The sequence below is a fragment of the Salinibacterium sp. VpJ6 genome (assembly GCF_059767345.1).
This window is the reverse complement of the sequence record NZ_JBSOQL010000001.1, coordinates 868,543-882,018: the sequence shown is the minus strand read 5'-3', so window position 1 is coordinate 882,018 and position 13,476 is coordinate 868,543. Positions and strand designations below refer to the sequence as shown.

Annotated in this window: 12 protein-coding genes; 6 read left to right on the top strand and 6 right to left on the bottom strand. The window is 59.9% G+C overall.

The window, feature by feature from the left end; genetic code table 11:
* Window positions 1–26: 26 nt before the first annotated feature.
* Genes ACWTV1_RS04295 through ACWTV1_RS04275 form a run of 5 tightly spaced genes read right to left on the bottom strand, consistent with a single transcriptional unit; the run spans window position 27 to window position 4,972 of the window.
* On the bottom strand, window positions 27–1,157 hold the full coding sequence (locus ACWTV1_RS04295; RefSeq protein WP_498504261.1) for a glycosyltransferase family 4 protein: 1,131 nt from the start codon (window positions 1,155–1,157) through the stop codon (window positions 27–29).
* The gene (rfbD, locus tag ACWTV1_RS04290; protein ID WP_498504260.1) at window positions 1,154–2,008 is read right to left on the bottom strand and encodes a dTDP-4-dehydrorhamnose reductase; all 855 of its coding nucleotides are present in this window, start codon (window positions 2,006–2,008) and stop codon (window positions 1,154–1,156) included. The genes ACWTV1_RS04295 and rfbD overlap by 4 nt, the downstream gene beginning before the upstream one ends.
* Entirely contained in the window at window positions 2,005–2,988 is a 984-nt protein-coding gene (gene rfbB, locus ACWTV1_RS04285) for a dTDP-glucose 4,6-dehydratase (RefSeq protein WP_498504259.1), read from the bottom strand. The genes rfbD and rfbB overlap by 4 nt, the downstream gene beginning before the upstream one ends.
* On the bottom strand, window positions 2,985–3,998 hold the full coding sequence (locus ACWTV1_RS04280; protein ID WP_498504258.1) for an NAD-dependent epimerase/dehydratase family protein: 1,014 nt from the start codon (window positions 3,996–3,998) through the stop codon (window positions 2,985–2,987). Before ACWTV1_RS04280 ends, rfbB begins: the two co-directional genes overlap by 4 nt.
* Window positions 3,999–4,033: 35 nt before the next feature.
* Window positions 4,034–4,972: a glycosyltransferase family 2 protein gene (locus ACWTV1_RS04275; protein ID WP_498504257.1), complete on the bottom strand. Its 939-nt coding sequence runs from the start codon at window positions 4,970–4,972 to the stop codon at window positions 4,034–4,036.
* Between the two features lie 66 nt (window positions 4,973–5,038).
* Between ACWTV1_RS04275 and ACWTV1_RS04270 the strand changes: the two genes are divergently transcribed.
* The 6 genes from ACWTV1_RS04270 (at window position 5,039) to ACWTV1_RS04245 (ending at window position 12,094) form a co-directional block, all read left to right on the top strand.
* Window positions 5,039–6,031, top strand: a complete 993-nt coding sequence (locus ACWTV1_RS04270; RefSeq protein ID WP_498504256.1) for a glycosyltransferase family 2 protein — start codon at window positions 5,039–5,041, stop codon at window positions 6,029–6,031.
* Window positions 6,032–6,084: 53 nt separating this feature from the next.
* Window positions 6,085–6,696: a dTDP-4-dehydrorhamnose 3,5-epimerase family protein gene (locus ACWTV1_RS04265; protein ID WP_498504255.1), complete on the top strand. Its 612-nt coding sequence runs from the start codon at window positions 6,085–6,087 to the stop codon at window positions 6,694–6,696.
* Window positions 6,696–7,565, top strand: a complete 870-nt coding sequence (gene rfbA / locus ACWTV1_RS04260; RefSeq protein ID WP_498504254.1) for a glucose-1-phosphate thymidylyltransferase RfbA — start codon at window positions 6,696–6,698, stop codon at window positions 7,563–7,565. The genes ACWTV1_RS04265 and rfbA overlap by 1 nt, the downstream gene beginning before the upstream one ends.
* Window positions 7,562–8,917 (top strand): glycosyltransferase, encoded by a 1,356-nt coding sequence (locus ACWTV1_RS04255; RefSeq protein WP_498504253.1) that lies wholly within the window; start codon window positions 7,562–7,564, stop codon window positions 8,915–8,917. The genes rfbA and ACWTV1_RS04255 overlap by 4 nt, the downstream gene beginning before the upstream one ends.
* A gap of 104 nt (window positions 8,918–9,021) precedes the next feature.
* Complete coding sequence (locus tag ACWTV1_RS04250) at window positions 9,022–10,473, top strand: DUF2142 domain-containing protein (RefSeq protein ID WP_498504252.1); 1,452 nt, start codon at window positions 9,022–9,024, stop codon at window positions 10,471–10,473.
* Entirely contained in the window at window positions 10,418–12,094 is a 1,677-nt protein-coding gene (locus tag ACWTV1_RS04245; RefSeq protein ID WP_498504251.1) for a DUF2142 domain-containing protein, read from the top strand. Before ACWTV1_RS04250 ends, ACWTV1_RS04245 begins: the two co-directional genes overlap by 56 nt.
* On the opposite strand, the gene ACWTV1_RS04240 is transcribed toward ACWTV1_RS04245, so the two are convergent.
* A complete protein-coding gene (locus tag ACWTV1_RS04240) occupies window positions 12,072–13,367 on the bottom strand; it encodes a nucleotide sugar dehydrogenase (RefSeq protein ID WP_498504250.1) in 1,296 nt (431 codons plus the stop codon). The two genes, ACWTV1_RS04245 and ACWTV1_RS04240, sit on opposite strands and share 23 nt — an antisense overlap.
* Between the last annotated feature and the right edge of the window lie 109 nt (window positions 13,368–13,476).

Below are 13,476 nucleotides of genomic sequence, written 5' to 3'. Positions count from 1 at the left end.
GCGCCGCGAAGCGCCTTGACGGCCTCTTAGAGGTCAGCGTGCAGCTGCCAGACCTTCTCGGCCGACATGCGCCAGCTGAACGCGCGAGCACGGTCCTGGCCCGCGTAGAACAGCCGCTCGGCGAAGGGGGCGTCATTGAGTACGCGACTAATGCCTTCGGCGAGTGCTTCGGAGTAGCCCTCGCCGGGTTCACGCTCGACGACCACTCCAGCATCCGCCGCAAGCTCGAGCAGCGCGGGAGCATCGGAGTGAACGACCGGAATGCCAAACGAGAGTGCTTCAAGCACGGGCATCCCGAATCCCACATCGAGGTTGGGGTACACGAACGCTGAGGCGTGATCGAAGACGACGGACAAATCGTCGTTAGTGATCGTTCCCATGCAGCGCACACGATCTGCGCTGATGTTCTCCGCGTCAAGAAACTCTGCAATCGCGGCATCGCCGGGCTCCGGGCCGACCAACAGCAAGACGACATCGTCATCGAGTTCGCGCAGGGCCCGGATGAGGTGGTCGATTCCGCGATGTGGGTCAAGCCCACCAATAGCCAGCAAGAATCGCTGCGGCAGGTCGAGCTCGTTGGCGCGTTCGTCGATGTTCTCGGGGATGCGCAGGCTTGCACTGGCTGCGCCGCTAATGACACGAACACGGTCGCCGAAATTAGCGATACCTTCCAGCTGCTGAGCGACGGTGTGGCTGGGAACGACAATGGCATCCGCGTACTTCTCAGCGCGCTTGAGCATCGCTCGCGCCCAGCTTGCCTGACGGCTACCGAGCGACTCGGGGCGCGTCCACGCGACGACATCGTGCACGGTGACGGCAATCTGCTCACCCCGGTTGAGACGATCGTGGCGACGTAGGGGCGCCATGAGGCTCGTGGCGTGAAGCATGCCCTGCCCGGGAACTTTCGTGAAGCCGTGCTGCCACGATGCCCGCAGTTCGCGGCGGCTCAGCGCACTCTTGTGAAGTTTGGCGAGGTTGGGAAGTCGATCAGCGATGAGGTCGTATTCAGCCTCGGTGGATGCCGACACGAAAGCCTCGACATAGCAATTGGTGGGAGCAGCATTGATGAGCTCTCGCGTCAACTCTTCGGAGTACCGAGCAACACTGCCCGGTGTCGGCGAAAGCATCTCATCGATAATGACGCGGAGAGTGGTCATTCGGCTGTCAACGCTCCTGATTCAAAGGCGGCCTGAAGGGCTTGCTTCCACTCACGCATTGGCTCGATCCCCGCATCGCTCCACGCATGATGACCCAAAACAGAGTAGCTCGGTCGCGGCGCAGGCCGCTGAAAAGCTGAACTGTCGGTCGGCTTGACCCTATCAGGATCAAGACCGGCCACTACGAACACTGCTTGGGCAAGATCGAACCAGGTCGCTTCGCCCGAGTTGGTGCCGTGAAAGATTCCGGCGGGAGTTCCAGCGTCAACGAGTGCGACCAGTTGCGCGGCAAGGTCGCCCGTCCACGTCGGCTGCCCGCGCTGGTCATTGACAACGTCAAGAGTGTCGCGGTTCGCCGCGAGTTTCAACATCGTGCGCGGAAAGTTGCCGCCGTTTTTGCCGTACAACCAGGCGGTACGCACAATCGCGGTGCGACCGGGATTGTGCTCGAGCGCCAACACTTCGCCGGCGGCTTTCGTGCGGCCGTACGCGGAGACCGGATGCCGTGGCGCGTCTTCGGCGTACGGTGTCGTGGCCGTTCCGTCGAAGACGTAATCAGTCGAGAGCTGCACAAGTCGTGACTCGTGCCGAGCCGCAGCGAGAGCGAGGTTGTGCGGGCCAACGGCGTTGACGAGGTGAGCGTTCTCTTCGTCCGTCTCCGCGTCATCCACTCGTGTGTAGGCAGAGGCGTTGATGATGACGTCGAAGCCGGCAAGTGCGTCTACCGCGGCTGCGCCATCGGTGATGTCAAGCTCAGCGCGCGTGAAGCCAGTGGCTTCATGGCTGCTGAGCGCGTGCACGAGGTCGGTGCCGAGCATTCCGCCGGCACCAACAACTGCAATTCGGGTCACAGCGCAGCCTTCTCCTTGAGGGGCTCCCACCACTGGCGGTTGTCGCGGTACCACTGCACCACGTCGGCGAGGCCTGCTTCGAAGGGAACCTGCGGTTCGTAGCCCAGCTCCGACTGGATCTTGGAAATATCGACGCTGTAGCGAAGGTCGTGACCGAGGCGGTCTTCGACGCGGTCAACGAACGACCAGTCGGTACCCGTGTGATCGAGCAGCAGTTGCGTAAGTTCTTTGTTGGTGAGCTCGGTGCCGCCACCGATGTTGTAAATCTCGCCAGCGCGACCGCCGCTGAGCACGAGAGCGATGCCACGGCAGTGGTCGTCAACGTGCAGCCAGTCGCGCACGTTGTTGCCTTCGCCGTACAGCGGAACATGCTTGCCGTCGATGAGGTTTGTCACAAACAGCGGGATGAGCTTCTCGGGGAAGTGGTAGCGACCGTAGTTGTTGGAGCAGCGCGTGATCGACACGTTCATGCCGTGGGTGCGGTAGTAACTGCGGGCCAGGAGGTCGCTGCCCGCTTTCGATGCCGAGTAGGGCGAGTTGGGCTCGAGCGGGCGCTGTTCATCCCACGACCCTTCTTCAATCGAACCGTAAACCTCGTCGGTGGAGACGTGCACAAAGCGAGGCGTTTTGGCGCGCAGCGCAGCGTCGAGCAAGCGCTGGGTGCCAAGAACGTTAGTTTCCACAAACGCGCTGGCGTCGCGGACCGAACGGTCGACATGCGATTCTGCCGCAAAGTGCACAATGGCATCTACGTCACCCAGAAGGCTGTCGAGAAGCTCGGCATCGCGGATGTCGCCCTCGACGAAGGTATAGCGCGGGGAGTCGGACACGGGGGCCAAGTTCTCCAGATTGCCCGAGTACGTCAGCGCATCGAGTACGACGACGTCAGCACCGGCCAGGTCGGGGTAGGTGTCTTCGAGCGTGCGGCGAACAAAGTTGGAGCCGATAAAGCCGGCACCGCCGGTCACGAGAATCTTCATGAGGGGTTCCTGTCGGTTGTGGGCGTCGAAGCGGCGGCAGATGCCGCTGCGCCGGTGGCGGGAAACTCTGATGCGAGGGTTCGCTTAAGTGCTTCGTGCAGGCTGAACGTGGCGGTATAGCCAGAATCGCGAAGTCGATCGGTGTTCACCGTGGTGTCGGCCGCAAACTTGCGAATACGAACCGCACTGATCGGGAAAGTGCGTCGTGTGATTTTAGCGGCAGCGTCGAAAACGTAGCCCGCAACTATCCCCAGTGCCAGCGGAAGGCGGATGCCGCTCGCCGCGTGCACGTTCATTTCGTCGCGCAGAATGGCGATGAGCTCTTTGGTCGAAAGATCGGGCTTGTCCGCAAAGTTGCGGATCTCAATGCCGGTGGGAGCCTCGAGGCGGCTCGCGATGTACCCCACGATGTTGCCCACATAGGCCATCGACTTTCGGTTCTCACCCTTGCCGACCATGATGAAGCGGCCAGAGGAAACCTGTTTGGCCAAGTTGTAGACGTTACCGCGGTTGCCCTCACCGAACACGACTGAGGGGCGAACGATCGCAAGCGAGCGGGCGGCATCCGCGTTCGCCCATGTGCTGAAGACGCCTTCGGCGGCAAGCTTGGTGCGACCGTACTCGTTGAAGGGCTCGGGCACCGAGTCTTCGGCGGCGTTGTTCTTGTCGAGGCCGTAGATCGCGACGGTGCTCGTGAAGATAATGCGTTGGATGCCGTTGGCCTCGGCCGCCGCGACGACAGCGTGTGCTCCGCCCACGTTGACCTCGGTGTACAGGCTCAGCGGAGTCACGTCGTCGCGGTGCTCGGCGGCGAGATTGATGATCGCGTCGTGGCCGACAGCGGCTGCGGAAAGTTCTTCAGCCGAACGGACATCGCCGGTGACCGACTGTTCAGGAAAGCGCGCCGAGATATGACGATCGAAGTTGGTGAACTCGTGCCCCTGCTCGTTCAGGGTTTCAAGCAGGCGAGTGCCGATAAAGCCACTACCGCCGACGACGAGAATCTTCATAACGTTGCTTTCTCTCTTTGCGACAGGTTGTTTGTTCACCACACACCGGTGCTGATCAACAGCGCAATTATCCACTGATCTCTTGGGCGTCGCCTGAGTTGCTTCGCGCGGCGCGCGAGAGCAAAGCGAGAACGCAGGTTTCTCTTCGCTACGAGCTCGCGCATCCGTTCAAGTTCGGCGCGGTGGTCGTCATCGGCCACGCTCAGGGCCACGCGGGCCAGGAGCCGAGCTTGCCCCCGATGCCATTGCTCACGAACGAGAGAGAGGCGGGAGAACGCCGAACGTGCGCCCACGTTCGCGCCCATGACGTTGGCATCGTGCTGACGGTACTCCACAGTGGGCACGGCGTCGATGTGCCAGGTCCAGCCATGAGCTCGCGCCAAGACGTAGAGTAACCAGTCGTGGTACTGCGGCAGGGGATTGGCCGCCGCTGAATCGAGATACTCGCGAGCGAGCGCCACCAAGCGGTTTGACATGAGGAAGGTCGACCCGGGGCCGGGGCTTTCGAGCAGGTAGTCGAACCGACGCTGCGGAAAGTCCTTTTTGACGAGACTGCGCTCGCCGGTGGCCGTAAACGAGGTGACGTTAGAAGAGACGCCATCGGCGGCGAGCTTCGTGCTGAGGCGCACGTGCGACGCCAGCTTTGTGGGCACCCAGATGTCGTCTTGGTCGCAGAACGCGTAGTACTCGCGGTCGGCGGGTGCCAGCTGGATCAAGCGGTAAAAGTTCGCGGCGGCGCTGCCGGAAGCTCCATCGCTCGCGATCACGGTCAGTCGAGGTTCGACCGCTGCTTGTTCGGCGAGCCACTCTGCGGTGCCGTCGGTTGACGCATCGTCACGTGCGAAAACTTCGACCTCAACGCCCTCTTGAGCGAGCACGCTATCAAGCTGTTCGGGAAGCCACCGACGGCCGTTGTGGGTCGCCAAGAGAACGGCAACACGGGGTAGGACCCTTGGGGTGTGATCGGTAGGCATAACTCCCCAATGATAGTTGGCTTGGCGGTGCGCGCCACCGCAGGCGGGGCAGCTTAAGCTGGAACCATGAGCGAGCCCGCGTCCACCCCTCGAATCTCGGTGGCGCTGTGCACCCATAACGGTGCCTCGTACGTCGAAGAACAACTGCTCAGCATCCTCGAACAGCAGCCCGCCCCTACACAATTAGTGGTGTCGGATGACGCGTCCCGCGACGACACGATCGACCGCGTTCGCGCGGTCGCGGCCCGCTATCCTTCGGTGCAGCTGACCGTTTTCGAAAACACCCCACCCCTCGGCGTCACCAAGAACTTTGAACAGGCGATCCGAGCGTGCACGGGCGACCTCATTGCCCTGAGCGATCAGGATGACGTCTGGCACCCGGGGCGGCTTGCGCTGTTTGCTACCCAGTTTGCCGCGCAGCCGACCGTCTCGCTGATTCACTCGGATGCGCGACTCGTCGATGGCGCGGGTGCGCCGCTCGGTCACACTCTGTCGGGGGCCCTCGGCGTTGGCGCGGGCGAAGTGGCGAGCATCCACGCGGGCGACTCTTTCTCGGTGATGCTGCGGCGCAATCTCGTTACCGGGGCCTGCACTGTGTTCCGTCGTAGCCTTGTGGAGTTCGCAGCCCCCTTCCCGCCGTCCTGGGTGCATGACGAATGGCTAGGCATCATTGCTGCAGCAGTGGCGTCAACAGATTTCGTCGAGCAGCCGACGATCGACTATCGCCAGCACGGATCGAACCAGATCGGCGCTACCAAACTCACGCTCGCCGGAAAATTTGGGCGCATGATGGAGCCCCGGCGTGACCGCAACGCCCGCCTTGAAACGAACATGACGGTGCTGGTCGACCGCCTGCAGCGGCTCGGGGCTCGCGTTAGCGACGAGAAAGTCAACCGCGCTCTGGCCAAACTCGAGCACGAACGCATGCGCAACGCGCTGCCCGAAGCCCGATTCCGACGGATTCCGACCGTCGCACGCGCTTTCGCTGCGGGGCACTACGGTCGCTACTCGCGTGGCCCGCTCGACGCGGTGCGTGACGTTCTTCAACCCGTCGACTAACACTCTGAGCATCCTGAACCGTCCGCCAAGCCTCGCCGGGTAGGATTCTTGGTGTGCAAATACGTGAACTCTCGGTGCCTGATTCCTACGAAATCACCCCCAAACAATTCGCCGATGAACGCGGCGTTTTCTTGGAGTGGTACCGCTTCGACAAACTCGAAGAGGTAGTAGGGCACCCGCTCGACCTTCGACAGGCCAATACTTCGGTATCCAAGCGCGGCGTCGTTCGCGGCATCCACTATGCGGATGTCCCTCCCGGGCAGGGCAAATACGTCACGGTCACGCACGGCCGCGGCATCGACTTCGTGGTCGACATCCGCGAGGGTTCGCCGACCTTTGGTCAGTGGGACTCGGTCATTCTCGACACCGTCGATCGTCGCGCGGTCTATGTGGCGGAGGGGCTTGGCCACGCGTTCATTGCTCTCACCGACGACGCCACCCTCACTTACCTCGTGAGCGATGTGTACAAGCCCGGCGCCGAGCACGACATCAATGTGCTCGACCCCGAAATCGGCTTGGTCTTCCCGCCCGAGCTCGAAGAACTCGTTCTCTCGCCCAAAGACAAAATTGCGCCCACCCTTGCCGAACGCCTCGCCGATGGCTCGCTGCCGTCGTACGCTGCCGTTAAGGAGTACTACGAGGCAAACCGAAAGGAACGCAACTAATGCGCGGAATCATTCTGGCCGGCGGCAGCGGAACGCGCCTCTGGCCCATCACCAAGGGCATCTCCAAGCAGCTCATGCCCATTTACGACAAGCCGATGGTCTACTACCCATTGTCGACGTTGATGAGTGCGGGCATCCGCGAAATTTTGATCATCACGACTCCGGATGACCAAGCCCAGTTCCAGCGCCTCTTAGGTGATGGCAGCGAGCTTGGCATCGAACTGTCGTATGCCGTGCAGCCCTCGCCGGACGGGCTTGCGCAGGCATTCATCATCGGTGAAGAGTTCATCGGTGACGAAAAGGTCGCCCTCGTTCTAGGCGACAACATCTTCCACGGCATGGGGCTCGGTTCGAACCTGCGCCAGCACAACGACATCGACGGCTCGCTGATCTTTGCGTACCACGTGCGCAACCCGCGGGCGTACGGCGTTGTCGAGTTCGACGAGAACTTCATCGCCCAGTCGATCGAAGAGAAGCCTCTCGAGCCGAAGAGCAACTACGCCGTTCCCGGCCTCTACTTCTACGACAACTCGGTTATCGAGATCGCCAAGTCGATCACGCCGAGCGCACGCGGTGAGCTTGAAATCTCCACCGTCAACGAGCACTACCTCAACCGGGGTCAGCTGCAGGTCAACGTGCTCGACCGCGGTACGGCCTGGCTCGACACCGGAACCTTCGAGTCAATGGTTCAAGCCACCGAGTTCGTGCGCGTCATCGAAGACCGTCAGGGCTACAAGATCGGCTGCATCGAAGAGATTGCGTGGCGCGCTGGCTGGATTTCGGATGACCAGCTTGCCGCCCTCGCTGCCCCTCTCGTCAAGAGCGGCTACGGCGTCTACCTCGAAGGACTGATGGCGGCAACGAAGTGACTCGCGTATTGATCATCACGGGTGACCCCATTGGTCCCCGGATGGCCGGCCCCGCGATTCGCTCGTGGAACATGGCTCTCGCGCTCGCTGAAGCGGGCAACGAGGTCACGCTCGTGACGACGACCAAGCTGCAACAGGTTGATGCCCCCTTCGAGCTCACGCTCGTGACGCCGGGGGAGAACGACGCTTTCGCGAAGCTCGAACAGTGGTGCGACGTTGTGGTCTTTCAAGGTCATGCGATGCGCCAGTTCGAAGTGTTGCGCACCACCGAGAAGATCACTGTCGTAGATATTTACGATCCGATGCATCTCGAAATGCTCGAACAGGGCCGCGAACTTGCGCGCGCGACGTGGGAGTTGCGCGTCACGACGGCTACCGAGGTGCTCAACGAGCAACTCGCGCTCGGTGACTTCTTTATGTGCGCCTCGGAGCGTCAACGTCTGTTCTATTGTGGACAAATGGCGGCGCTCGGGCGCCTCAGCCCCACCACCTACGAGAACGATCCTCACCTTGAGGGCCTTCTGAGCGTTGTGCCATTCGGTCTCGAAGGAACGCCACCCTCACACTTGCGGAATACCCTCAAGGGCGTGCTTCCCGGCATCGAGGCTGACGACAAGCTCATGATTTGGGGCGGCGGCGTTTACAGCTGGTTCGATCCCAAAACGCTCATCCGCGCTGTCGCGAAACTGGCTGAGACGCGAGATACAGCGAAGCTTTATTTTCTCGGCACTCGGCATCCAGGTGTTGACCAAATGGGGATCGTCCGGGAATCGCACGATCTTGCTGCTGAGTTGGGTGCGCTCAACACCTCGGTGTTCTTTAACGAGGAGTGGGTCGACTACGCCGACCGCCAGAACTATCTGACCGAAGCGGATGCCGGCGTCAGCACCCACATGTCGCATATCGAGACGACGTTCTCGTTCCGCACTCGCATCCTCGACTATCTCTGGGCGGGACTGCCCATGGTAGTTACTGAGGGCGATAGCTTCGCCGATCTCATCGAGGCTGAGGGACTGGGGCTCACCGTGCCGGCTCAGGATGCGGATGCTCTCGCCGCAGCCCTCGATCGTGTTCTCTATGACGAATCGTTCATCGCCGAGTGCAAGCGCAACGTCGCGCGCGTTCGCGAAGACTTCTACTGGAAGCGCACCCTCGCGCCTTTGGTGAATTTTGTTTCCAACCCGCAGCACGCCGCAGACCACGTAGAAACGCGTCGCCGTGGGGTGGCCCTGGGTGGTAAAATTCGCAAGCCCTACGGCCTGCGACACGACCTGCGCATGGCGTGGCATCACTTGCGTCACACGGGTGTCAAAGCTACGGCAGCTAAGGTCGTCGCGAGAGTTCGGAGCTAAATTTTGCTCACAGCTGTCTCACGGTTGAATGACGTTAGCGTTATCGGATGTTGACTGGCCTGCGCTCCGTGTTGTCGCGCTCCGACCGTCGAATCAGGATGATCGTGGCGCCGATCTTGGTGTTCGCCGCACTTGCGGCGTGGGCTTTGTCGTCACCGGTCGGTGCCAGCCCTGACGACGACTTTCATTTGACCAGTATTTGGTGCGCGACCGGCAACTCAGACTACTGTTCTCCGTCTGGCGATGACCGGACACGTCTGGTTCCACCTGCTGTGGCAAACCCCGCCTGTTTCGCTTATGACGCGAAGGAGAGCGCCGGATGTCAGGATCGGCTCGACTTCACTGCAGGAGCCACACAAGAGACTGGGCGAGGTAACTTCGCAGGCGGGTATCCCGTTGTTTACTACGGCACCATGAGCATGTTCGTTGGCCCCGATGTGCATGCCTCTGTGATCGTGATGCGGCTCGTCAATATTGCTCTCTTCGTGGGCATCGGAGTGGCGCTATACCTTTTATTACCACGCACACGTCGCCAGATTCTTATCTGGCAATGGGCACTCACGACTGTGCCGCTCGGATTATTCGTTCTTAGTTCCAATAACCCCAGCTCTTGGGCGGTGATGGGAGTCGGGTACGGCTGGCTTGCGCTTCTTAGCTTCTACGAATCACGTGGGAAACGCCGTGTTGGCTTGTGCGTCCTGTATCTTCTCGCTGCGGTTATGGCATCGGGTTCGCGCAGTGATGCGACCATATTCTTTGTGCTTGCGTCTGTCGCAGCAGCAATTCTTGCGTTCGCGAACACACGCCGCTACTGGATGTCATCGATTCTGCCGGTCGTAGGCTTCGTACTTTGCGCCGTGCTCTTCCGAGCCTCACGTTCCGCCGACGTCGTTACAGGAGGCATCGAGGAGGGACTGGGGTGGAACGTTATCTTCCCCCGAATCGCCTACAACCTCACTGAGGTTCCCTCGATCTGGACGGGGATCTTTGGCCAGTCTTGGGGGCTGGGTTGGCTTGATACGTCGATGCCCTCGCTAGTGTGGGTCAGTGCGCTTGCAGCAATGCTGGGTGCAGGCTTCTTCGCGGCGCGCGCAGCTTCTGTCCGCAAATCTATCGTCATGGCATTGGGCGTCACCGCGCTTGCCTTGATTCCCGTCGCTCTGTTGGTGCTTGCAGGCAAAGACGTTGGTGAGGATTTTCAGCCCCGGTATCTCTTGCCTTTGGTCGTCGTTTTTGTCGGAACCCTGTTTTTCACGAACCACGAGCAGTCAATCGACTTCAATCGCGCGCAAGTGTGGCTCATCGTAGTTGCGTTGGCTGGGGCCAACCTCATCGCATTGCATTTGAGCATTCGCAGATACGTCACGGGTATTGACGCACTCGCGCCAAGTCTGGATGCCGATCGCGAATGGTGGTGGGATGCCGTGATTAGCCCGAATATGACATGGGGACTCGGCGTGATTGCTTTTGCCGCCGCGCTCGCAATACTCTTGCCCGGCCATGCCAATACCCTCCCGGTTTCGAGGGAACAGGTACAGAAGGGAACGCCAGCGTAGATCGATAGGCCATCCTCTGCGATACTCTTTTCTAATGCAACCCGGAACTCTGCACTCTTCTGCGGCACCTCGAGACGCTGGTCGCAGCTCTCGATTTCGGTTGATTTTTCTTGCACCTTTGTTTGCGCTGATTGCTCTCACAGCATGGGCATTCGCTTCACCTATGGGGGCGTCACCAGACGACGACTATCACTTAGTTAGCATTTGGTGCGCCACTGGAAACGAGGCTTTCTGCCAGCCCGGTTCGGCCGAAAACACTCGCCTTGTGCCCAACTCTGTGCTCGAGTCTCCGTGCTATGCGTTCCATCCGATTAGGAGCGCGGCCTGTCAGCGGAACTTAGATTTTGAGAATAGCGCGTTCGTGGAGACTGACCGCGGCAACTTCGTGGGTGCGTACCCACCTGTTTATTACTCTGTAATGAGTATTTTTGTGGGGAGCAACCCTCTCGTTTCTGTGATTCTTATGCGGCTTTTCAACGTGCTCCTCTTCGTCTCGATGACAACAGCCCTCTATGTGCTGCTTCCCGCCCGAAGACGCTCCCCGCTTGTCTGGGGCTGGCTTATCACTACTATGCCGCTGGGTCTTTTCCTGCTCGCGTCAAACAACCCCAGTGGGTGGGCGATTACGGGCGTCGGTACAGCGTGGCTCGCTCTCCTAGGCTTCTATGAATCTTCGAAAAGGTCGAAGACCATTGCCTTGGGTGCTATTTTCGCTCTCGCGGTAGTGATGGCAGCAGGGTCCCGCGGCGATGCAGCGATGTATGTGGCCGGTGCCATAGGAGTCGTGGCAATTCTTGCGTTTACACCCACTCGACGCTTTCTCTACCGCTCAATATTGCCCTTATCGATGCTGGTTGTGAGCGCGTTCTTTTTTCTTACATCGCGTCAGACCGCAAGTGGGATCACTGGTTTTAGCGGAGGTTCGAACGCCGCTGCGTCAAGCGATCAGGTCGCGGGTAACATCGACAGCCTTTCGGGGTTCGGTCTTTTTGTCTACAACCTCCTCAACGTTCCATCGCTCTGGACCGGCGTTTTTGGCGGTTGGGGTTTGGGCTGGATTGACACAGTAATGCCCGCAGTCGTCTTAGTTCTCGCTCTTGCGGTGTTCTTCGGCGTGGGCTTTGCCGGATTATCAGTTCTTAACGGTCGTAAGGCTTTTGTGCTCGCAGGAGTTGGATTTGTGCTGTGGGCACTTCCTACTTACGTACTTACTCAGGGCGGTGACAAAGTCGGAGAGCAGGTCCAACCTCGTTACCTGCTGCCACTTATCGTGCTGCTCGGCGGTCTGTTGGCGTTGAGAGCAGGAAATAGACACCTAGCTCTGGGAAGAATTCAGTCGGCAGCGGTGATCGTTTCTTTGAGCGTCGCTTTCGTGATTGCGCTCCACACTAATATTCGCCGCTACGTAACAGGAACTGGTGTTCCAGGATGGAATCTTAGTTCCGGCGCGGAGTGGTATTGGCAGGGCGTTCCTTCGCCGATGATTGTGTGGGCCTTGGGATCCGCTGCGTTCGCATCGCTTGTGTTCATTTTGGTTCGCGAGCTGTTTATCACTGCGGCGTTAGAGCCCGCTGCGGAAAGCGGCAGCGGGCTGGATACTAAGCGGCCGGTTTCCCAATGACCCGGTAGGTCACTCCGGCCCACTGATCGGCACTGCTCACGCGGCGCCCGTCTACAAACGTGCGGATGCCAGGAAGCTGCTTTGCGCTGAGAGATCGGTACTCAGCGTGGTCAGCCTGCACGACTGCAGCGTCAACCTCTTCGCCATAGTGATATGGAACGAAGCCGAGTTTCTCTAGCTCTGCATCGGTGTACAGCGGGTCATGAACAAGCACCGTTGCGCCGCGTGAGCTGAGGGAATCCACCGCCGCAAAAACGCCGGAAAATGCGGTCTCTTTGACCTCGCCGCGGTAGGCGGCACCGAGAACAACCACTCGAGCGCCGGTGAGCTCGCCGTGAGCACCTTCGAGGAGGCCGATGGTGTAATCGGGCATTCCGGCATTTGCTTCGCGCGCGGCACGCACGATGCTCGCTTCCGGGTCATTCCAAAGGTACAGACGAGGATAAACCGGAATGCAGTGGCCGCCGACCGCGATACCGGGCTGGTGGATGTGACTGAACGGTTGGGAGTTGGTGGCTTCAATAACGGCGTAAACATCGATGCCGTTGTTGCCGGCGAATCGAGCAAACTGGTTGGCGAGCCCGATATTTACGTCGCGATAAGTGGTCTCGGCGAGCTTGGCGAGCTCGGATGCTTCGGCCGAACCGAGATCCCAGACTCCGTTGGCGCGCGCGAGATCAGGGCGGTCATCAAAATCAAGCACGTCGTTATAGAACGCCGTTGCCTGCTTGGCACCCTCTGTAGAGAGTCCACCCACGAGCTTGGGATACTTGCGGAGGTCTTCGAAGACGCGACCCGTGAGTACGCGTTCGGGGGAGAACACGAGGTGAAAATCCGTTCCCTCGGTTAGCCCCGATACTTCTTCAAGCAGAGGCTTCCATCTGTTGCGGGTGGTGCCGACAGGAAGCGTAGTTTCGTAGGAGACGAGTGTTCCAGGGGTGAGGTGTTCACCGAGTGAACGAGTGGCGGTATCCATCCAGCCGAAGTCAGGGTTTGCATCCTTGTCGACGAACAGCGGAACAACGAGTACGACAGCATCGGCGTTAGGGATCGCATCGGCGTAGTTGGTGGTCGCGCGCAGCTTTCCTGCGGGAACGAGCTCGCTTAGTTTCTCTTGGAGATGAGCTTCACCGGGGAATGGCTCAAGGCCCTTGTTCACGAGATCGACGAATTCGGCGTTGATATCAACGCCTACAACCTCGTGGCCCTTCGAGGCGAATTGAACAGCCAGTGGGAGGCCGATCTTACCGAGAGCAACAACTGCGATTTTCACGAAATAGGTCCTTTAGGTCATACGGTAAACGATGGCTGTGCTTAGACAATTCTAACCGCGCTTTGCTGAGGCTCCGAGGCAGAACGGTGTTGTTCTTGCGGCAGGCGGA